General features: G+C 63.0%; 19 protein-coding genes, 1 tRNA gene and 1 pseudogene. 12 read left to right on the forward strand and 9 right to left on the reverse strand.

The window, feature by feature from the left end:
* Positions 1 to 445: 445 nt before the first annotated feature.
* Complete coding sequence (gene mgtE, locus V0R59_RS30380; protein WP_330078217.1) at positions 446 to 1,888, forward strand: magnesium transporter; 1,443 nt, start codon at positions 446 to 448, stop codon at positions 1,886 to 1,888.
* Positions 1,889 to 2,004: 116 nt separating this feature from the next.
* Here the strand turns inward: mgtE and V0R59_RS30385 are convergent, their stop codons facing one another.
* Positions 2,005 to 2,331: an Arc family DNA-binding protein gene (locus V0R59_RS30385; protein ID WP_003254499.1), complete on the reverse strand. Its 327-nt coding sequence runs from the start codon at positions 2,329 to 2,331 to the stop codon at positions 2,005 to 2,007.
* Positions 2,332 to 2,673: 342 nt separating this feature from the next.
* On the opposite strand from V0R59_RS30385, the gene phnN reads away from it, so the two are divergent.
* Positions 2,674 to 3,276, forward strand: coding sequence for a phosphonate metabolism protein/1,5-bisphosphokinase (PRPP-forming) PhnN (gene phnN, locus V0R59_RS30390; RefSeq protein WP_330078218.1), 603 nt, complete (start codon positions 2,674 to 2,676; stop codon positions 3,274 to 3,276).
* On the opposite strand, the gene V0R59_RS30395 is transcribed toward phnN, so the two are convergent.
* Positions 3,264 to 3,461 (reverse strand): hypothetical protein, encoded by a 198-nt coding sequence (locus V0R59_RS30395; protein WP_330078219.1) that lies wholly within the window; start codon positions 3,459 to 3,461, stop codon positions 3,264 to 3,266. The genes phnN and V0R59_RS30395 overlap by 13 nt on opposite strands.
* A 295-nt stretch (positions 3,462 to 3,756) precedes the next feature.
* Between V0R59_RS30395 and V0R59_RS30400 the strand changes: the two genes are divergently transcribed.
* A tRNA-Arg gene (locus V0R59_RS30400) sits at positions 3,757 to 3,833 on the forward strand.
* Between the two features lie 47 nt (positions 3,834 to 3,880).
* Here V0R59_RS30400 and V0R59_RS30405 read toward each other — a convergent pair.
* Entirely contained in the window at positions 3,881 to 5,068 is a 1,188-nt protein-coding gene (locus V0R59_RS30405; protein WP_330078220.1) for an MFS transporter, read from the reverse strand.
* Between the two features lie 203 nt (positions 5,069 to 5,271).
* On the opposite strand from V0R59_RS30405, the pseudogene V0R59_RS30410 reads away from it, so the two are divergent.
* Positions 5,272 to 6,642, forward strand: a pseudogene (locus V0R59_RS30410) (TonB-dependent receptor family protein); the annotation flags it as partial.
* A gap of 35 nt (positions 6,643 to 6,677) precedes the next feature.
* Here V0R59_RS30410 and V0R59_RS30415 read toward each other — a convergent pair.
* Together V0R59_RS30415 and V0R59_RS30420 are read right to left on the reverse strand one after the other, a co-directional pair.
* On the reverse strand, positions 6,678 to 7,370 hold the full coding sequence (locus tag V0R59_RS30415; protein ID WP_330078221.1) for a pentapeptide repeat-containing protein: 693 nt from the start codon (positions 7,368 to 7,370) through the stop codon (positions 6,678 to 6,680).
* 287 nt (positions 7,371 to 7,657) lie between these two features.
* A complete protein-coding gene (locus V0R59_RS30420; RefSeq protein WP_330078222.1) occupies positions 7,658 to 8,530 on the reverse strand; it encodes an EamA family transporter in 873 nt (290 codons plus the stop codon).
* Between the two features lie 107 nt (positions 8,531 to 8,637).
* On the opposite strand from V0R59_RS30420, the gene V0R59_RS30425 reads away from it, so the two are divergent.
* Positions 8,638 to 9,114, forward strand: a complete 477-nt coding sequence (locus tag V0R59_RS30425; RefSeq protein ID WP_330078223.1) for an Lrp/AsnC family transcriptional regulator — start codon at positions 8,638 to 8,640, stop codon at positions 9,112 to 9,114.
* Between the two features lie 30 nt (positions 9,115 to 9,144).
* Here the strand turns inward: V0R59_RS30425 and V0R59_RS30430 are convergent, their stop codons facing one another.
* The gene (locus V0R59_RS30430; protein WP_330078224.1) at positions 9,145 to 9,591 is read right to left on the reverse strand and encodes a MarR family winged helix-turn-helix transcriptional regulator; all 447 of its coding nucleotides are present in this window, start codon (positions 9,589 to 9,591) and stop codon (positions 9,145 to 9,147) included.
* A gap of 82 nt (positions 9,592 to 9,673) precedes the next feature.
* Between V0R59_RS30430 and V0R59_RS30435 the strand changes: the two genes are divergently transcribed.
* From V0R59_RS30435 to V0R59_RS30450, 4 genes are all read left to right on the forward strand, one after another.
* Positions 9,674 to 10,831, forward strand: coding sequence for an aminotransferase-like domain-containing protein (locus V0R59_RS30435; RefSeq protein WP_330078225.1), 1,158 nt, complete (start codon positions 9,674 to 9,676; stop codon positions 10,829 to 10,831).
* A 141-nt stretch (positions 10,832 to 10,972) separates the two neighbouring features.
* A complete protein-coding gene (locus V0R59_RS30440) occupies positions 10,973 to 12,913 on the forward strand; it encodes a methyl-accepting chemotaxis protein (RefSeq protein WP_330078226.1) in 1,941 nt (646 codons plus the stop codon).
* 82 nt (positions 12,914 to 12,995) lie between these two features.
* Positions 12,996 to 13,340, forward strand: a complete 345-nt coding sequence (locus tag V0R59_RS30445) for a hypothetical protein (RefSeq protein ID WP_330078227.1) — start codon at positions 12,996 to 12,998, stop codon at positions 13,338 to 13,340.
* A 76-nt stretch (positions 13,341 to 13,416) separates the two neighbouring features.
* On the forward strand, positions 13,417 to 15,273 hold the full coding sequence (locus tag V0R59_RS30450; protein ID WP_330078228.1) for an ABC transporter ATP-binding protein: 1,857 nt from the start codon (positions 13,417 to 13,419) through the stop codon (positions 15,271 to 15,273).
* A 12-nt stretch (positions 15,274 to 15,285) separates the two neighbouring features.
* Here V0R59_RS30450 and V0R59_RS30455 read toward each other — a convergent pair whose 3' ends face one another.
* Together V0R59_RS30455 and V0R59_RS30460 are read right to left on the reverse strand one after the other, a co-directional pair.
* Positions 15,286 to 16,179, reverse strand: a complete 894-nt coding sequence (locus V0R59_RS30455) for a DMT family transporter (RefSeq protein WP_330078229.1) — start codon at positions 16,177 to 16,179, stop codon at positions 15,286 to 15,288.
* Positions 16,180 to 16,201: 22 nt separating this feature from the next.
* Complete coding sequence (locus V0R59_RS30460; protein ID WP_330078230.1) at positions 16,202 to 16,828, reverse strand: glutathione S-transferase; 627 nt, start codon at positions 16,826 to 16,828, stop codon at positions 16,202 to 16,204.
* A gap of 84 nt (positions 16,829 to 16,912) precedes the next feature.
* Between V0R59_RS30460 and V0R59_RS30465 the strand changes: the two genes are divergently transcribed.
* Both V0R59_RS30465 and V0R59_RS30470 read left to right on the forward strand, forming a co-directional pair.
* Complete coding sequence (locus tag V0R59_RS30465; protein WP_330078231.1) at positions 16,913 to 17,749, forward strand: AraC family transcriptional regulator; 837 nt, start codon at positions 16,913 to 16,915, stop codon at positions 17,747 to 17,749.
* Positions 17,746 to 18,441: a TraX family protein gene (locus V0R59_RS30470; protein WP_330078232.1), complete on the forward strand. Its 696-nt coding sequence runs from the start codon at positions 17,746 to 17,748 to the stop codon at positions 18,439 to 18,441. The genes V0R59_RS30465 and V0R59_RS30470 overlap by 4 nt, the downstream gene beginning before the upstream one ends.
* A gap of 7 nt (positions 18,442 to 18,448) precedes the next feature.
* Here the strand turns inward: V0R59_RS30470 and V0R59_RS30475 are convergent, their stop codons facing one another.
* Entirely contained in the window at positions 18,449 to 18,988 is a 540-nt protein-coding gene (locus V0R59_RS30475; RefSeq protein WP_330078233.1) for an RrF2 family transcriptional regulator, read from the reverse strand.
* Positions 18,989 to 19,103: 115 nt separating this feature from the next.
* Here V0R59_RS30475 and V0R59_RS30480 point away from each other — a divergent pair, with 115 nt between their 5' ends.
* Positions 19,104 to 20,306, forward strand: coding sequence for an NAD(P)/FAD-dependent oxidoreductase (locus V0R59_RS30480; protein ID WP_330078234.1), 1,203 nt, complete (start codon positions 19,104 to 19,106; stop codon positions 20,304 to 20,306).
* Positions 20,307 to 20,451: the final 145 nt, after the last annotated feature.

Genomic DNA, 20,451 nt, shown 5'->3' on the forward strand with positions numbered 1-20,451 from the left:
GTAGCTCAGCTGGATAGAGTACTCGGCTACGAACCGAGCGGTCACAGGTTCGAATCCTGTCGAGTGCACCATACAAGCAAACAGCCCGCCTTCATGGCGGGCTTTTTGTTTTCCGCGATTTGTTGATTCCCATAAATAAATTGTCATTCATGTGTCGATGGCGCGTGCTAATTTTCTAGTGTGCATGTGCTCTTTTCCGAGCGCTGGCCGTCGCATTGAAGGATTCGGGAGTTTGCATGCGTAACGTTCGCAAACGATTGTTTTCACCGATATTTTCAGCCCCTGGCAGCTCAAGCGGTGTATGATTGCGCCCGTCAGCCCCGCCGGGGCTTGTGGAATACCACCATGGACTTACCCAGTAGTTACTTAAAAGCCTCTTTTGCCAATCACGATGTGACTGATTGATCCTCCCGGCGTGCTCCGCTGCTGGGAGTGGAGTTCGCCTATGACTGAAATCGAAGCAAAAAAAACGCAGGAAAGCCTTCAGGACCGCCTGGCCCAGGTGGTCGAACTGCTGCATCGCCAGCGTGTGGTCGAAGACCTGACCCATCGTCAGGAAGGCGCGCACAACGATCGAGTGGAAAACCTGGTTCACCGGCAGAACCTGGTCGAGCTGCAACGCAAGCTCGATGACCTGCACTCCGCCGACGTTGCCCATATTCTCGAAGCGCTGCCCCTGGATGACCGCCTGACCGTCTGGCAGCTGGTCAAGGCCGAGCGCGACGGCGACATCCTCCTCGAAGTATCCGACTCGGTCCGAGAGACCCTGATCGCCGACATGGACGATCACGAGATTCTCGCCGCCGCCAAGGAGATGGACGCCGACGAACTCGCGGACCTCGCACCCGAGCTGCCTCGCGATGTCGTTCACGAGCTGATGGAAACCCTCGACGCCCAGCAACGCGAGCGCGTGCGTTCGGCGCTGAGCTACGACGAGGAGCAGGTCGGTGCACTGATGGACTTCGAGATGGTCACCATCCGCGAGGACGTCAGCCTGGAAGTGGTCCTGCGCTACCTGCGCCGGCTCAAGGAACTGCCAGGCCATACCGACAAGCTGTTCGTCGTCGACTACGACGGCATCCTCAAGGGTGTGCTGCCGATCAAGCGTCTGCTGGTCAACGACCCGGACAAGCAGGTTGCCGAGGTAATGGCCGACGACCCGGTGAGTTTCCACCCGGAAGAAGACGCCTACGATGCAGCCCAGGCCTTCGAGCGCTACGACCTGGTCTCGGCGCCGGTGGTGGACAAGAACAATCGCCTGATCGGCCGTCTGACCATCGACGAGATGGTCGACCTGATTCGTGAGGAAAGCGAAAGCGAAGTGCTGAACATGGCCGGTCTGCGCGAGGAAGAGGATATCTTCGCCTCGGTCTGGCGTTCGCTGCGCAACCGCTGGGCCTGGCTGGCGATCAACCTGATCACCGCCTTCGTCGCCTCGCGGGTTATCGGCCTGTTCGAAGGCTCTATCGAGAAGCTGGTGGCTCTGGCTGCGCTGATGCCCATCGTGGCGGGGATCGGCGGCAACTCCGGTAACCAGACGATTACCATGATCGTCCGCGCCATGGCGCTGGACCAGGTCAGTCCAGGCAATACCACGCGCCTGATGCGCAAGGAACTGGCGGTCTCGTTGCTCAACGGCCTGATCTGGGGCGGAGTGATCGGGGTGGTGGCCTTCTTGCTGTATGGCAGTTGGTCGCTTGGCGTGGTGATGACTGCGGCGATGACACTGAACCTGCTGCTCGCGGCCTTCATGGGGGTGTTCATTCCGATGACCCTGATGCGCCTCGGTCGCGACCCGGCGATGGGTTCCAGTGTGATGATCACGGCGGTGACCGACAGTGGCGGGTTCTTCATCTTCTTGGGGCTGGCCACGCTGTTCTTGCTGTAATCCTCTGCAAACGGGAAAGCCAGCCTTGAGCTGGCTTTTTTGTGGTCGCCATAAAGCAGAACGCCCGGTGCAATGCACCGGGCGTTCTGTTCTGAAACGCGTTCAGGAATCAGGAGTCAGGAGGCGTCCGCAGCCATCTCGACGTCGTGGGCGATCAGCGCAACCAGGGCGTTTTGCTGGCGGTGGGACAGTTGGCGGAAGCGTTGCAGCAGCTCGCGTTCATGCAGGGACAGTTCCGGGCTGTCCAGGCGCATGCTCAGCTCGTCGCCCAGTGCACCTTCCTGGATGAGGCTCTGCTCCAGGCGGGCAATGATCTCGGAGTTCATGCTGCGGTGGTGGTTACGCGCAACCTCGGCAATGCGCTCACGCATTCCGTCGGGTAGGCGGACGACGAATTTGTCTGCGGTGCGGCTTGAGTAGATAGCCTGTTTCATTGGGCGCATATAATTGACCGGTTTAGTTCAGGGGAAGCGGTTCTTGAAAGTTGGCCGCGCGATGGAGACTACGACCACCGTTACGGTCAAATGTTCAACCTGAATTGTGAATGAGGTCGCAATGATGCCTCATTATCGCCGGTTCCTTGGCGTCAATTCTGTGACAAATATTGAACCGGGTGGAGGCTTTTTGCCAGTACCAATTATCAGAAATGAGCACTGGTTTGAAAAGTTAAGATTCATCCACTTATCCGATTCAGCCACCTTTTTGACTCTCGGTATCGAAAGGCGAAAAGGTAACGGAAAGCTCCTAAAATGCCGGGGCTTTTCCTATCTATGAGCATAGTGGCTATGCAGCATGACGCAAGCGCCGAGCACCCGTCGTATACCCGTGGCAGGTTGATCTACCTGATGGGACCCTCGGGCTCCGGAAAGGACAGCGTGATCGACCAGGTCCGACCTGCACTGCGAAACCTCGGCGTGGCGGTCGCCCGACGAGTGATTACCCGTTCCGCCGAGTCCGTGGGTGAAGACGCGCACGGAGTGTCGGTCGAGCAGTTCGCTTTGCTGCGAGCGCAGGGCGCGTTTGCCCTGGACTGGCCGGCCAACGGCCTGCACTACGGAATTCCGCTGGAGATCGATGCCTGGCTGGCGCAAGGCAAATGGGTGTTGATCAATGGCTCCCGCGGGCATCTGGAAGTTACCCGTGCCAGGTACCCGGACCTGGTGCCCATACTTCTGGACGTGGCACCGGAGGTATTGCGCGCGCGCCTGATGCGTCGGGGGCGGGAGAATGCGGAAGAGATCGAGCAGCGCCTGGCGCGCAATCAGCAGGTGTCCGCTCGTATCGGAGAAGATGTGCGACACCTCGACAACTCCACCAGCCTCGAAGAGGCCGCGCAGCGGCTGCTGGAGCTGCTGCATGAAGCAGGGCTGCCGCTTCAGAACGAATAATGATCCTGCCCGCGTGCTGGCCGTTCTTGTTGCTGTTCGCCAGACGTCTGCCCGAGCAATGCAGGGCGGGCCTGCATCGAGGTGCGATAGTCGAGCGAGTGAACCGGTGTCTCCTTGGGCAGCAGGCCCAAGGCGATCACGGCGGTCAGGGCCAGGGCATTGAGGGCGAGCAGGGTATGGGTCATGGGACTGGTCCGGGGGCTGTGGGGTCGAAGACATTCCGTTGCTCTGTTCCGAGCATTTGTCGTGCCAGCCGGTAATTATGAAATTTTTCTTTAAAATCAATTATTTACTAAAGAATTTAGGCAGAGGTTCCGTGCATCCTGCAATGATGGCTTTATGCTCTATTGCAAAATGCACGAAGCATCCCGGGCAGTCCCGCCGGCGACGGGCAAAAAGCCCGATCCTCGGCATGACAAATCCCTTCCCGCTGGTTAACATGGCCGCCTTCCGCCGCGCGGCGTTCGCCGCCGGCCTCGTGTCTCAGTAGCTCAATTGGATAGAGCATCCCCCTCCTAAGGGGAAGGTTGGCAGTTCGAACCTGCCCTGGGACACCATCCATTTCGCTTCGACAGGCTTCCAGGCGCCGGTCAGGCTTACGCCTTCAATGGCCACCTTGCATCCGCCGGGCCAGCAGGAATACCCCGAGCCCGACCACCGCCGTCGCTGCACCTATATACCCGGTGCTCGTCCAGCCCAGCCCCGCACTGATCGCCATGCCTCCCAACCACGGCCCCAGGGCATTGGCCAGATTGAATGCTGCATGGTTGGAGGCCGCCGCCAGGCTTGGCGCTTCATGGGCAATGTCCATCAGGCGGATCTGCAAAGGCGCTGCCAGCGCAACCATGGTACCCACCAGGCCTATGCCCAACAGAATCGACCAAAGCGCCTGGGCCGCGAAGGTGAAGAACAGCAGCACCGCAATCGACCATGCCAGGATCAGCCCCACTGCGCGAAATTGCAGGCGATCGAAGAGCTTGCCCCCAGCGAAGTTACCAATGATGCCACCCACGCCAAACGCCGCCAGGCCAAAGGGAATCCATTGGGGGGACACTTTCGTCACTTCGAGCATGGTAGGGGCGAGATAGCTGAACACGCAGAACATGCCGGCAAAGCCGATCGACGCAATGCCCAGAGCCATCCATACCTGTGGCAGACGAAACGCTTGGAGCTCCTTGCGCGGATCACTGCGGACTTCGTTTCGTGGCTGTGGAACGAAGCGCCAGACCAGGCCGATGGTGCACAGGGCGATCACGCCAACGAGGATGAACGCCGAACGCCAGCCGAAGAACTGCCCCAGGAAAGTGGCCACCGGATTGCCCAGCAGCATGGCCAGGGTCAGGCCCATCATCACCCGTGCGACGGCGCTGGCTCGCTGGTTGCTGGCGACCATGCTCGACACCACCACTGCGGCGATACCGAAGTAGGCGCCGTGGGGCAGACCGCTGATGAAGCGGAAGGCGATCAAGCTGGAGAAGGAGGGAGCGAAGGCCGTGGCGAGGTTGCCCAGTGCATATAGCGCCATCAGCAACAGCAGCATGTGCTTGCGCAGCAGTTTGGCACCGAGAATCGCGAGGGCCGGTGCACCGACCACCACCCCCAGCGCATAGGCGCTGATCGCGTGGCCGACCTCGGGTTCGCTGAGGGACAGGTTGCTGGCGACGTCGGGCATCAAGCCCATGATGGCGAATTCCCCTGTACCGATGGCGAAGCTGCCAAGAGCCATGGCGGCCTCCATCTTGGCAACGGTGCTTTTGGGGGCAACCAATGGGGGTACTTCCTGAACGGACATGCGACTCCTCTGAAATAAGCTGAAACGTTAAAGTTGGATCTTAGGTCATAGCAGGCAAAGCCGTCGAGGATGGCTCACCCAGCGCCCGATGCATCAGGGCGCCCTCCTACTGCCCCTTGGGCCAGGTAGCGTTTCACTGACGAAAATCTGATTTCCAGCTTGCCAGGACCGACGACCTTTTTTGATGGGCGCCTATCAGGCGCCTGGAGCAGAACGGCACTCAGGACCCGCTGGGCCAGACCTGGAGTGGCTACCGGCAGGACCGGCGCTCGGTGATTTCCCAGGCCGAGCAGTACGACACCCGCAAGAGCATCCACCACCAGCAGGTGGGCATGAACTACGAGCGCTACTTCGGTGACGCGACCTTGCAGTTCAACCTCTATGCCGGCCAGCGCAGCGTGATCCAGTACCTGTCGATTCCCAAGGGGACGCCCGCCAACGAGCGTGGCGGTGGCGTGGTGGACTTCGACCGCGGGTTCCACGGCGGCACCCTGCGCTGGATCCAGCCGATCACCGCAGCGCCGGGCGCACTGACCGTGACGGTCGGCGACGACTATGACCAGAGTCGCGACGACCGCCGTGGCTACCAGAACTACAGCGGCACCACCCTCGGCGTAAAGGGCGAGTTGCGCCGTGACGAGACCGACACCGCCACCAGCCTCGACCCATACATTCAGGCCCACTGGGAGCTGGACCGCTGGACGCTCGACGCTGGCCTGCGCCGCAGCAGCATGGAAATGGAGGTGGACGATCGCTACTTGTCCAATGGCGATTCCAGCGGCTCGAAAAAATACCAGCGCACCATCCCGACCCTGTCGGTGATGTACGCCTTCACCCCGGACCTGCACGGCTATGTCAGCGCCGGCAAGGCCTTCGAAACCCCGACCCAGGCAGAAATGGCCTATGCGCCGGGTGTTTCCGAGACCTTCAACTTCGGCTTGAAGCCGGCCACCAGCACCCAGTACGAGCTCGGCCTCAAGGCCCGGCTCAGTGAACAGAGCCGGCTGAATGTCGCGCTGTTCGAGATCCACACCGACGATGAAATCGTGGTCGCCGGATCCAACTCCGGACGCACCAGCTACACCAACGGTGGCAAGACCCTGCGCCGTGGCCTGGAAGTCGGTCTGCAGACTCGCCTGGCGCAGGACTGGGACCTGAACCTGGCGTACACCCACCTCGACGCCACTTACCGTGACGATGTGACCGGCGGCAGCAGCCAGATCGAGAAAGGCAACCGCCTGCCGGGCGTACCGCGAGACAGCCTGTTCGGCGAGCTGGTGTGGAAACCGGTGGCGGGGCTGAGCACTGCGCTGGAAGGTCAGTACCGCAGCCAGGTGTATGTCGAGGACAGCAACGACCAGAAGGCCGCGCCGGCGTACACGGTGTTCAACTGGCGGGCGCGGATGGAGCAGCAACTCGACCGCTTCACCGTCTACGAGATGGTGCGCCTGGATAACCTGCTGGATCGGCGCTACGTGGGCTCGGTAATCGTCGGTGACGGCAATGGTCGCTACTACGAGGCGGCGCCGGGGCGGTCGTGGTATGCGGGTGCGGGCTTGGAATATCGCTTCTGAATATCTGGCGGACCATGGTCGTCAGATCGTCATGGTTACATGACGGTCAGGCCCAGGTCCGATAACAGCAGCGTGGCTTGCTGCCTTGAAATGATGGCACCCTTGAAAGGACGTGCGTCCTCAAGGCGCAGCCCCGCCAGGTTCACTTCTCTCAAGTCCGCCCCCTCGAAACGAGCCTGTGCCAGCCGAGCCATTGAAAGACTGCCGCCGTTGGTGAATGTCGCCTTTCGGAAGTCGCAGTGCATGAGGTCCGAGTCGGAGAAGTCCAGATTGTCGAGCACGGACTTATAGAAAGAAATCCCGGAGAGGAGCGCACTGTTTAGTCGGCAGTTAGAAAATTTCAACCCGAGAGTAGCGGAGTTACTGAAGTCCGCTCCCGTCAGTTTGCATTCGGAGAAGCTGGCGTGTGCCAACTTTCCACGATGCCATCGAGAGTTGTTCAGGTCGCAATTTATGAACACGGTCTCGTTCATGATTGCCGAGGAAAAGTTTGCGCTCCCTGCCCGACAGCCCGAGAAATGCGCACCCTCCAGATCTGTCGCGAAGAAATCCACGTGCGAAAGATTGCATCCGGAGAAGGCGTGACCGGCAAGGCGTGTTCTCGACAGGTCGGAATGTGAAAGATCGATCCCGGAAAACAACAGAGGCTTGTCGCTGTTTCCGATCAGGGCAGCAATATCGTCTTGCCCGGAAGCAAGCTCTCGTACAACGACGTGGTTCTCAAACATTCGTCTGGCGCTCAGGTATGAATCGGCTGATTTTCTGAGCGGTACTGTGGGTTAGTCAATATTGACAATTTTTCGAGTTTGATAGCAATCGCGGAAATACCAAGGATTTAATAAGTTAAATAAAGTTGTTCGTCAGGGGGCGCGAAAGATTGAGTGTTCTGAGGTTTGGATGCTTGCACGAATACCAACGTTATATTCGGTCTGCTATTTCCGCAGGAACTGTGCCCTTCCTTGAAGCCTCCTGGATGGTCAGCAACCAAAACCGCTGAGGTGTCGTAGAGCGCTATTCAAGCCACCTCGCTGCTCACCCTACCTGCACGCCCCGCCCCAACCAGCGCAGATCCCACGCAAGCCCCGGCGATCGCCACGATTCCCGCGCATTGCGTGACACTCAGGCGCTCCCCCAGCACCAGCCATCCCGCGATTGCCGCGACGGCAGGCGAAGCGCTCAGCAGCACCCCGAACAGGCTCGCCGGCAACCGCCGCATGGCGAAGATGTCCAGCAGGAACGGAAAGGTGCTGGAGAGCAGGGCGACGCTCAGGCCGACGATCATCACCCGGGGCTCCAGCAGCAACGTTCCCGCCTGGGCCGCGCCCAGCGGCACTGCCAGCGCGGCGGCGATCAACATGCCGCCGGCAACCGCCTGGTTGCCGTGGATCGCCACCCTGGAACCGAGTACCACGTACAGTCCCCAGGCCAGGGCGGCGGCCAGGGCGAAAGCGACCCCTCGCGGATCCAGCCCGCCCTGGCCCGAATCCCACGGCAACAACACCAGGCCGCAAGCGGAGAGGGCGATCCACAGCAGATCGATCCTGCGCCTGGACGACCACAACGCTGCGCCAAGCGGCCCGATGACCTCGATGGACACCGCAATCCCCACCGGAATGTAGAGAAAGGCGCGATAGATCAGCAGGTTCATCAACCCCATCATCACGCCGTAGCCCAGCAACTCGCCGAGTTTTACCTGGCGCCAGATCGATCGTGGCCTGATGCAGACGAACAGGACGATCGCGGCAATTCCCAGTCGCAGCGCGGCTACGCCCTCGGGCCCGACCAGCGGAAAAAGGGTCTTGCCCACGGCGGCACCGGTCTGCACGGAAACGAGTCCGAGCATCGCCGCGAAAACGGGGACGTAATGGGGTTGGGCGTTCTGGTTCACGGCGCTATCCACAGGGCGTTGTGGCAAGATTCTACGGCGCCGCGATAGAGCGAATTGCTGAAAGTCGACGCACCTTCCGAGTGAACTGCTTTTTTTGGATCGATGAAATGAGCGAAACCATCGGGCGTGGGCTGGACGCCTTCGACCACGCCATCCTGCGGCTCCTGCAGCAGGACAACAAGACCTCCCAGCGCATCATCGCGGAAACCGTCGGGCTCTCGACACCGGCCGTGCAGCGGCGTATCGCGCGGATGGAAGAAGACGGCGTGATCCAGGCGAATATCGCGGTGATCGACCCGGCCAGTGTCGGCCAGCCGATAACCGCAATCGTCGAATCGCGCCTGAGGGACGACAGTTCATTGGTGATGGATCGCGCCAAGCGCTATTTCGCCGATGTCGCGGAGGTCCAGCAGTGCTATTTCGTCAGCGGCGGGGTCTCGTTCATCATCGTGATGATCGCCCGGGACATCGCGCATTTCGAGCGGCTGGTACGGTTGCATTTCGCTGATCACGACGACATCCAGACCTACCGCACCCTGATCGTGCTAGACAGGGTCAAGGTCGGGCTGAGTCTTCCTTTCTAGCCTGAACGCGAGGGGCGTAAAGCCCGGGAGTCATTCCTCCCGCATCCGTCCCTTGCCCAACGCCTGGTTCACCATCAGCCATCCTTCCACCGCCGACTCCCCGGCGTCCTCGAACGCCCGCTCCAGCAACCTGACCTGCTCCTTGCGCAGCATCTGCTCCAGCTTCGCACCTTCCGCCGTCAGTTCCAGCAGTCGTTTGCGCTTGTCGTCCTGCGCCGCGACGCTGTTCACCAGATGCATTTCCATCAACTGACGCAGCGGTGTGTTCAGCGCTTGCTTGCTCACGCCGAGCACGGCCAGCAGTTCCTTGACGCTCAGGTTCGGATAGCGGGCGATGAAGAACACGATGCGCTGGTGTACCCGGTTCAGGCCACGACGCTCCAGCATTTCGTCGGCCTTGCCGGTGAAGGCCTGGTAGCCGAAGAAAAACGCTTCCATGGCCAGTTGCTGGGCGTCGGTTTTTTTAAGGTCAATCATGTTGACTCATCTTCAAAGGGTGGCGTAATTTCGGTCAACCAGTTTGACTCATTTTTTCCCTGCCACGCCATCGGTGATTCTCATGCCCTTTTCCGAACGTGCTTCGCGCCTCAAAGGTTCCCTGATCCGTGAAATCCTTGCCGCGGCCCAGCGCCCGGAAGTCATGTCGTTCGCCGGCGGCCTGCCGGCGGAGGCCATGCTGCCGGTGGTGGACTGGACGACCATGCCCGTATCCATGGGGCAGTACGGCATGAGCGAAGGCGAGCCGGCGCTGCGCGAGGCGCTGGCCGCCGAGGCGCGGGCGTTGGGTGTCCCCTGCGAGGCCAGCCAGGTGCTGGTGGTCAGCGGCTCGCAGCAGGCCCTGGACCTGGCGGCCAAGCTGTACATCGACAAGGGCACGCAGGTCATGCTGGAGGCACCGACCTATCTGGCGGCGCTCCAGGTTTTCCAGTTCTTCGGCGCCGATTGCATCGTCGTACCGCTGGAGGCGGACGGACCGGATCTCGACGCACTGCGCAGCCAGTTGCAGACCCATCGTCCGGCCTTCATCTACCTGATCCCGACCTTCCAGAACCCGTCCGGCGTCTGCTACAGCGAGGCCAAGCGCGAGGCCGTGGCGGCATTGCTCGACGAGTTCGGCGTGACCCTGATCGAGGACGAGCCCTACCGCGAACTCGCGTTCGACGGCGGTACTTCCCGGCCCATCGTCAGCCGCCTGCAGCGCAGCAGCTGGATCTACACCGGCACCGTGTCCAAGACCCTCCTGCCGGGCTTGCGCGTCGGTTACCTGATCGCCAGCCCCGATCTGTTCCCCCACCTGCTGCGCCTCAAGCAGGCGGCCGACCTGCACACCAACCGGGTGGGGCAGTGGCAGGCGCTGCAATGGCTGGGGACGGATCGACTCAAGCAGCACCTGGAGGCGTTGCGCAGCTACTACCGTGTTCGCCGGGACGCTTTCCAGGCGGCGCTGCAGACTCACTTCTTCGACCTGGCCGACTGGCACGTGCCCGAGGGTGGCCTGTTCTTCTGGCTGACCCTGAAACAGCCGCTGGATACCCGCACCCTGCTGGACGCCGCGCTCGCAGTGGATGTCGCCTTCATGCCGGGCGAGCCGTTCTTCCCTGATCCTGATGCGCACAAGGGGCACCTGCGCCTGAACTTCAGTCATGTCGACCCGGCATTGCTGGATGAGGGCTTGAGGCGTTTGGCGGACGTGGTGCGCAGCGGACAATCGCTGTGACGGGATTCTCGAAACAAGATTAAATTTTTTTGTACACGAGATTACCGCTAAAGATTCCAGAAGAGCCGGCCGAAACACAAAAGATGGCACGTGGCCATTACTTGACCATGTGCCCAACTTTTCCCGGATTGTGACTTCTTCATGAAAATAAAAACCAAGCTCGGCCTTGCCTTCGTCGCCGTCGCCATTCTCCCGGTGAGCCTGGTCGGCATCATCTCCGTCAGCAATACCCGTGCGGACGCAGTCAGCCAGTTTCTCGACAGCAGTACCCGGGAGATTCGCCAGATCGACGGCAACATGCGCCAGTTCTTCGATGGCACGCAGCAGAACGTCGATCAGATGGCCAAGGACCCTGTATACACTTCTGTAACCAGCCTGAAACATTACGCCGCTGCCGACGCCGCGCAGCAGCCGTTGCCTGCGTCGGCCAAGACGGTGATCGAGCAGTTCGCCCAGTACGGCGAGACCCACCCGGCCGCCGCGATCCTGTCGATCGGTCTTGAAGACGGCAGCTACGCGAAGTGGCCGGACGACCCGACCCTGGCCAACTACGACCCGCGTACCCGGCCCTGGTACAAGGCGGCCATGGCCAGTCCCGGCAAGACCGTGCGCACCGCGGCCTACTACTACGACAAGGACGACGTGGCGCTGGTCGGCACGGCGCGGGCCATGCTCGACGAGACCGGCAAGGCCAAGGGCGTGTTCGTCGTCAGCGTGTCGCTGAAGAATCTCACCGAGCTGGTCAAGAGCATCAAGCTGGGCGACAGCGGCTACGTGATGCTGATCGAGAACGACACCGTGCTGGTCGACCCCCGCGACGCCGCCCACAGCTTCAAGCCGCTCAAGGAACTCGGCGCACCCTACGCGCAACTGGCAGCCACCACGCAGGGCTCCACCGAGGTCGAGATCGACGGCATCCGCTACATGGCCAATGTCTGGACCTCGCCGGGCCTGGGCTGGCGCTTCATCGGCCTGATCGAGCACCGCGAAGTGATGGCCACGGCCACCCGCATGACCTGGATGACCGCCGCCATCGTCGCCGTGCTGGCGGCACTCTTCGCGGTGATCGCCGCGGCGTTCTCGCGGATCATCGTCAAGCCGATCGGCCAGGTCAGCAGCGGCCTGCAGTCCATCGCCGAAGGCGAGGGCGACCTGCGCCAGGACCTCAAGATCCAGGGCAAGGACGAAACCGCGGAACTGGCGGGCTGGTTCAACAAGTTCCTCGCCGCCATCCGCCAGTTGATCCAGCACATCGGCGCGGCCTCCACCAACCTGCACGACGCCTCGCGGGTCAACAGCGAGATGGCCGGCAACATGAACGAGGCAGCGGGTCGCCAGCGCGAGGCGGTGGAGCTGGTGTCCACTGCGTTCAACGAAATGGTCGCCACCGCCAACGAAGTGGCGCGTTCCTGCAGCACCGCCGCCGACTCCGCGGAAAACGGCCATCGCCGGGTGGCCGAGGGCAAGCAGCAGATCGAAGTGACCACCGAGAACGTCAATCGCCTGGGCAACCGCCTGGTCGAATCGTCCCAGGCCATGCTCGAACTGGAGGCGGGCAGCCGCAGCATCAACCAGATCCTCGGCACCATCCGCGCCATCGCCGAGCAGACCAACCTGCTGGCCCTCAACGCCGCCATCGAGGCGGCGCGGGCCGGAGACCAGGGACGTGGCTTCGCCGTGGTCGCCGACGAGGTGCGGGCGCTTGCCAAGCGCACCTCCGACTCCACCGGCGAGATCGACCAATTGCTCGGCAGCCTGGGCAGCAAGACCCAGGAGGTGTCGGAGAAGATGGAAAGCTGCCTGGACCTGTCGCGGGCCAGCGTCGCCTCGATCGAAAGCGCGCGGGACAGCTTCGAAGGCATCCAGCTCTCGGTCAACGAGATCCGCGACCAGAACCTGCAGATCTCCGCCGCTGCGGAAGAGCAGCATAGCGTGGCCGAGGACATCAACCGGCATATCCAGCAGATCTATGACGAGGCGCGCTTGGTGGAGCAACTGGCGAGCTCGGCGCAGGCGGATTCCGGGCGCCTGTCGAGCCTTTCGCAGGAGCTGCATCTGTTGGTGGGGCGCTTCAAATCGTAGGAAAAAGTCGCATGCTGGCCCTTTCAAGTCACTGTTTTCTCATAGCATTTTTCGCTTCATGGACAGAGGGACTGATTTCCAGATGCGATTCAACTATATGGCGGTGGCAGCGCTGGTGCTGATGTCGGTGGCGACGTCGGCGCAGGCGAAGGGATTGAGCAAGCAGCAGGTCGAGATGTGCCGATGGGGCTCGGACGTTGCCCGTTCGGCACAGCAGTCGAAGCTGTCCGGGACCACGCTGTGGCGGGCGCGGGAGAATCTCAAGGTGCGCAAGTACCCGCGGCCCTGGATGCCGAAGATGGCCCTGGGCATCACCGAGCAGACCTACGCCAGCCGCAGTCGGCTGCAGCCGGCTTCGGTGAAGAAGACCTACTACGAGGGCTGCATCCGCCATGAGCAGGAGCGTCAGCGCGTCACCCGGCGCTGATTCCTTGACCGAAACCGCTCAAACGCCATCGATAGCTGTCAGACTTCGCGCAACCTGAAAGTTTCGGAGATACCCCATGCTGCGCGTGCTTGAACGATGGCTCGACCCTTTCCCTCCCGATGAACTGCCGCCACCCCCCACGGGCCTGTTGCGTTTCCTCTGGGCCTGCACCCGCGGTGCGCGCGGCTATGTGCTGGCGATGGCGATACTCAGCGCGGCGGTGTCGATCTACGAGGCCTGGCTGTTCGCCTTCCTCGGCCAGGTCGTCGACCTGCTCTCGACCTGGCAGGCCGGCGGCAGCGCGGCGAGCGAGGAGGAGCGCCGCGTGCTGTGGGGCATCGGCATCGTGCTGGTCACCAGCATCGGCCTGGTGGCGGCGCGGACCATGGTCCAGCACCAAGTGCTGGCCATCAACCTGCCGCTGCGCCTGCGCTGGGACTTCCACCGCCTGATGCTGCGCCAGAGCCTGTCGTTCTTCTCCGACGAATTCTCCGGGCGGGTCACCACCAAGGTGATGCAGACCGCCCTGGCCGTGCGCGAAGTGCTGTTCACTGTGATCGAGATCCTGCCCGGCATCGGCGTGTACTTCATCGCCATCATCGCCCTGGCCGGCGGCTTCGCCCTCAAGCTGATGCTGCCGTTCATTGCCTGGCTCCTGCTGTTCGGCCTGGCCATGCGCTACTTCGTCCCGCGCCTGGGCAAGGTCGGCCAGGAGCAGGCCCATGCGCGCTCGTCGATGACCGGGCGCATCTCCGATGCCTACACCAACATCACCACGGTGAAACTGTTCTCCCACTCCAAACGCGAAGCGCACTTCGCCCGCGCGGCCATGGAAGACTTCAAGGAAACCGGGTTCCGCCAGATGCGCCTGGTCAGCCAGTTCGAGATCGTCAACCAGGCACTGGTGGTCGGCCTGATCCTCGGTGCCGGCGGCTATTCCCTGTGGCTATGGCACCAGGGCGACGTGGGCGCCGGTGCGGTCGCGGCGATCACCGCCATGGCTCTGCGCATCAACGGTATGTCGCACTGGATCATGTGGCAGATGACCTCGCTGTTCGAGAGCATCGGCACGGTGCAGGACGGCATGGCCACCCTGACCCAGGGCCCCAAGGTGGTGGACGCGCCGGATGCCGGCGTGCTGGCGACCCGTGGCGGCGCGGTGTCGTTCGACAACGTCAGCTTCAACTACAACGGCGAGCGCCAGGTACTCGACGGCCTCCGCCTGGACATCCGTGCCGGTGAGAAGATCGGCCTGGTCGGCCGCTCCGGCGCCGGCAAGTCGACGCTGATCAACCTGCTGCTGCGCTTCTACGATGTCGACAGCGGCACGATCCGCATCGACGGCCAGGACATCGCCCGGGTCTCCCAGGACAGCCTGCGCAGCGCCATCGGCATGGTCACCCAGGACACCTCGCTGTTGCACCGCTCCATCCGCGACAACATCGCCTACGGTCGTCCCGAGGCCAGCGACGCGCAGATCCATGCCGCCGCAGCCAATGCCCAGGCCGATGAATTCATCCGCCAGTTGAGCGACCGCCAGGGCCACAGTGGCTACGACACCCTGGTGGGCGAGCGGGGCATCAAGCTGTCCGGCGGGCAGCGGCAACGTATCGCCATCGCCCGGGTGATGCTGAAGAACGCGCCGATCCTGCTGCTCGACGAGGCCACCAGCGCCCTCGACTCGGAAGTCGAGGTGGCGATCCAGGAAAGCCTCGACGACATGATGCAGGGCAAGACCGTGATCGCCATCGCCCACCGCCTGTCCACCATCGCCGCCATGGATCGGCTGGTGGTCATGGACAACGGGCGGATCGTCGAGCAAGGCACCCACGCCGAGCTGCTGGCCAGGAACGGCACCTACGCGCGCCTGTGGCAGCACCAGAGCGGCGGCTTCCTCGGCGAGGACGTCGGCGTCGCCGAAGCGCTGGAGTAGGGCCCGTCTGACTTACGCCTTGGCCGTCGCGACCTCGCGCGGCGGCCGCAGCGAGCCGATGTACACCGCTACCACGGTCAGCAGGGCGCCGCCGATCTGCACAGTCGAGCTGGGCTTGTGCAGGAAGGCCACATCGACGAAGTAGGTGATCACCGGTTCCAGCAGCAGGATCAGGCCGGCCAGGCCGAGGCTGATATGGCCGATGGCGCGGTTGACCATCAGCCAGCCGACGAACTGCACCATCACCCCGTAGATCACCAGCATCAGCAGGGTCTGGCCATCGCCGATGGCCAGGCTTTCACCGCGCAGCAGGGCATAGGCGAGCATCACCAGGCCGGACCAGAGGCTCAGGTTGAACATCTGCGCGAGCTTGTCGCCGCCGCCTTCGGGCAGCGCGCTGGCGGCCTTCAGGTAGTACACGCAGATGGCGTAGGCCAGGCCCGAGGCGATGCCGAACAGCACGCCGCGAATACCGATGGCGCTGGTCATCTCCGGGGCCAGCAGCAGGTACAGCCCGGCGAACGCCAGGACGATGGCGGCCACGAAGTTCAGCGACGGTTTTTCCTTGAGCAGGTAGAGCCCGAGCAGGGTCATGAAGAACACCTGGCAGTTGGTCAGGATCGAGCCGATGCCGGGGCCGACGATGTAGATGCTGTGGTGCCAGAGGATCAGGTCGATGGCCAGGAAGATCCCGGCCAGTGCGGTCAGGCGAACGGCCTTGCGGCTGGGCAGGCGCAGCGGGATCTTGCGCCACTTCAGCGCGAGGTAGAACAGCATGGAGGCGAACAGCATCCGGTAGAAACCGGCGCCACCGGCGCCGATGTCGGCGAAGGCCACTGCCAGTGCCGAGAGGCTGAGCATCAGGCCGCCGAGGGTCAGTTCGAGAAGGGCACGTTGGTTGTGCATGGCAGGTACTCGCGGGTCGGGTTCAGGGCCGGGTGGCAGCCAGGTGCAGCCAGGTGCGTACCGGGCCGAAGTCGAAGACAGCATCGGCATAGGCCTGGAGCGGCGCCGGCAGCTCGACGGCGAAGCGCCGGAAGCGGAACAGGATCGGCGCATACATGGCGTCGACGATGCCGAAGTGCTCGCCGCACAGGTAGGTACCGTGGCCGCTGCGCGCGCGCAGCTCGGTCCAGATCTGCAGGATCCGGGCGATTTCCTCGCGGGTCGTGTCCCACAGGGCTTCGCAGCGATCGCCCGTGCCCAGGCCGAAGGACATCTGGGTGCGCAGGTTGACGAAGCCTGCGTGCATTTCCGCACTGGCGGCCCGGGCGAGGGCGCGCAGGTCGAAGTCCTCGGGCCAGAGCCCGGCGTCGGGGTGCAGGTCGGCGGCGTACTCGGCAATGGCCAGGCTGTCGTTGATCACCAGGTTGCCGTCGATCAGCACCGGCAACTTGCCCGAGGGCGACCAGCCGAGGATGTTGCTGCGGGTGTCGTCCTGCTCCAGCAGGACCTGTTCGAGGGTGACGTCGATACCGGCGGCGGCCAGCACCAGCCATGCGCGGAACGACCAGGAGGACTTGTTGAAATCGCCGATGACCAGCTTGATTGCCATGGAAGGGAAACGCCTGTTAGCTTGAATGGAAATCAACCTTAACAAGCTGTTTTACGCGGCGATTGTACGAAACTGGACAGCAGCATGAACGACGGACTGGCCGCCACGCCCAAGGACTTTTCCCGCTTTCTGCGCATCCCCGAGGGGCGTTGCGAGTTGCTGAGCGCGCGCTACAGCCAGCAGCATTTCGGTCGCCACTCCCACGACCGCTATGCCTTCGGCGTGATCACCCGGGGCGTGGAAAAACTCTGGTACCGCGGTGCTCATCACTTCGGCGGCGCCGGCACCGTGGTCACCCTGACCCCTGGCGAGATCCACGACGGTGTACCGGTGGACAAGGCGGGTTGGGAGTACTGCATGCTCTATGTCGAGCCGCAATGGCTGCACGACGTGGTCCTGCAGGGGCGTGGCGGCGGCAGCCCGATCCACCTGTTCCGCGAGGCCATGGCGCACGACCCCGGTCTGGCCATGCAACTGTTGGACGCGCACCGGACTGCCAGTGCATCGATGCTGCCGCTGGAGCGTGAAACGGTGCTGAGCGAAGCGCTGGCCACGCTGTTCGAGCGCCATGGCAACGAAGCGGACCGGCAGCTGCGCCCGGAACGCGCGGCGGTGGCGCGGATCCGCAGCCTGCTCGATAGCGAGGCGGAACAGAACCTGTCCCTTGAGACCCTTGGCCTGGAAGTGGGCATGGATCCGCTGTATTTGATCCGCGTGTTCAAGCGCGAGGTGGGGGTGGCGCCGCACAGCTACCAGATCCAGAACCGTGTGGCACGGGTGCAGATGCTGTTGCGGGCGGGCATGGAACTGGCCGAGGCCGCAGTGGCCGCTGGCTTCTTCGATCAGAGCCACATGGCCCGGGCCTTCAAGAAGGTCGTGGGCGTGACGCCGGCCAGTTTCCGCGACAGCCTGTGCCGATGAGCGCGTCGGGGCGTTCCGCGTCCCTCGACCTGCTGAAGTGGCTGGCGATCGTCAGCATGGTCGGCGATCACCTGCGTTACCTGTGGGTGGACCAGGATTGGCTGTTCATCACCGGACGCCTGGCGTTTCCCTGGTTCTGCCTGGCGATCGCGGCCAACGTGGCGCGTACCAGCAGAATCAAGCGGCATTATCTGTACGGCTTCCTGATGTTCTCCGTGGTGTCGGAGCTGGCGTACCGCTGGCTCGACAATGGCTCGTCGACCCTCAATGTGATGCCGACCCTGGCCCTCGGCCTGCTGGTCGCCTGGGGCGTGCATTTGCGTACGCGGGCGGCGAGTTTGCTGGCGCTAGTGGCCGTTATCGTGGCGACAGCGGCGAGTCCCTGGTTGATGTATGGCCTGCCCGGCGTGCTGCTGCCCGCAGCCTTGCTCGTCGCGCTGCGAGACGGACGCTTGCTTTGGCTGGCCGGATTGCTGGCGGTGGCGGGGAACCTGACCAACAACTGGTTGCTGCAGCATCCGTTGCAGCCGGTTTCGCTGTTGGTGATGTTCACGGCATTCGTCTCGGTGCCGCTGGGGCTGGGGTTGCTGCGCCGCAAGGAACCCGCCCGGATACCGCCGGTGGGTCGCTGGGGCTGGTGGTTCTATCCGCTGCACCTGGCGCTGATCAAGTTGGCGCGGTTGCTTGCGTAGGCGCTGATCAGGCTTCCGTCAGCGGGATATCCCCAGCGCCCTTCTTGTCCCGCCGCCCACTCATCCAGTCCCCCACCTGCGCCGCAAACCCGGACGGTGCCTTGCGCCCGACCCTGCGCGCCAGGTCCAGCACGCTCTGCTCGGCCAGCGCTTCTTCCATGCGTTTCTGCGCGTTGATCATCGCCGCATGGACCGCGCACGGGCCCTCGATGGCCCAGTTCGGTGGTTCGCCGTCGAACAGCGCGCAGCGCCCGCGGATCTCGCGGCAGTCGAAGATCGACTTGCGCCCGTCGATGGCGTTGACGATGTCCAGCAGGGTGATTTCGCCGGCGGGCCGGGCCAGGCGGAAACCGCCGCGCACGCCTTCGGTGGCGACCACCAGTTTCGCCTTCGCCAGCTTGGTGAAGATCTTCGCCAGGTAGTCCTGCGGCACGCCCTGCAACTCGGCCAGGTCACGCACGCTGGCATCACGGCTTTCCTCGGCGTCACCCACCAGGAAGATCAGGCAGTGGATGCCGTATTCGACCCCCGCGCTGTAAAGCGACATCTCGTTATCTCCGACTGAATTGGTCGCAATATTACCGCGAAGGCTTGTTTTTTGAAACTACGACTAATACAGTCGTAGTTATCGAAGCCAAGCAACCTCACGACGGAGCAACACCATGACGCAGCACATCCTGATTCTCGGCGCCGGTTTCGGCGGTCTGTGGAGCGCCCTGGGCGCCATTCGCCTGCTGGACCGGCAGGGGCGTTCGGATATCCAGGTCAGCGTTCTCGCACCGCAGGCCGAATTGCGTATCCGCCCGCGTTTCTACGAGCCGGAGGTGGCGAAGATGGCCGCGCCGCTGGGCGAACTGTTCGATGCGGTAGGGGTACGTTTCATCCAGGGCACCGCGCAGCGCATCGATGTGGCTGGCAAGCGGGTCGAATACCTTGATGGCCAGGGCAATGCTGCGATCAGCCACTTCGACAAGCTGGTGCTCGCCACCGGTAGCGGCCTGGCGCGGCCGGACATGGCCGGTGTCACCGAGCACGCCTTCGATGTCGACCAACTGGAAGAGGCCGTGCGCCTCGAAGAACACCTCAAGGCGCTGGCCGGGCGCCCGGCCTCGCCGGGACGCAACACGGTGGTGGTCGCCGGCGGCGGCTTCACCGGGATCGAGACCGCGATGGAAATGCCGGCGCGCCTGCGTGCGGTGCTTGGCCAGGACGCCGAAGTGAAGGTGGTGATCGTCGATCGTGGCGACGCCATCGGCGCATCCATGGGCACCGAGATTGCCGCCTCGATTGCTGCTGCGAGCACCGAGCTGGGCGTGCAATGGCAACTGAAGTCTTCGGTGGAAGCGGTGGATGCCGACGGCGTGACCCTCGCCGATGGCCAGCGCATCGACGCCGCCACGGTGATCTGGACCACGGGCGTCAAGGCCAGCGACCTGACCGCGCAGATTCCCGGCGAGCGCGATCGCCTGGGGCGGTTGAAGGTGGATGGCAACCTGCGGGTGATCGGCCAGGAGGATATCTACGCCAGTGGCGATACCGCCCATGCAGCCACCGACGACCTCGGCAACAATGCGCTGATGACCTGCCAGCACGCGATCATGCTCGGGCGCTATGCGGGGCACAACGTGGCGGCGCAGATGCTGGGCGTCGAGCCGATCGCCTACAGCCAGCCCAAGTACGTGACCTGCCTGGATCTCGGTGCCTGGGGCGCGGTGTATACCGAGGGCTGGGATCGCCAGGTGAAGCTGGTGCGGGAGGAGGGCAAGCAGCTGAAGACGCAGATCAACACGGTGTGGATCTATCCGCCGGTGGCGGACAAGGCGGTGGCGCTGGCGGCGGCGGATCCGTTGATTCCGATTGCCTGAGACGTTGGCAAGCCCGGTTGCCTCTGCTGACCCCATTTGAGGCTGACCCGGAACCCTGTGGGAGCGGGGGTAGACGCCAATGCAATGGTGAAATACCCGACGCGCTAGGCGGGTAAAACGCAACCCCCACTACCCCCAGGTCGAA

Source organism: Pseudomonas ulcerans, from assembly GCF_036324125.1.
Classification (GTDB): domain Bacteria; phylum Pseudomonadota; class Gammaproteobacteria; order Pseudomonadales; family Pseudomonadaceae; genus Aquipseudomonas; species Aquipseudomonas ulcerans.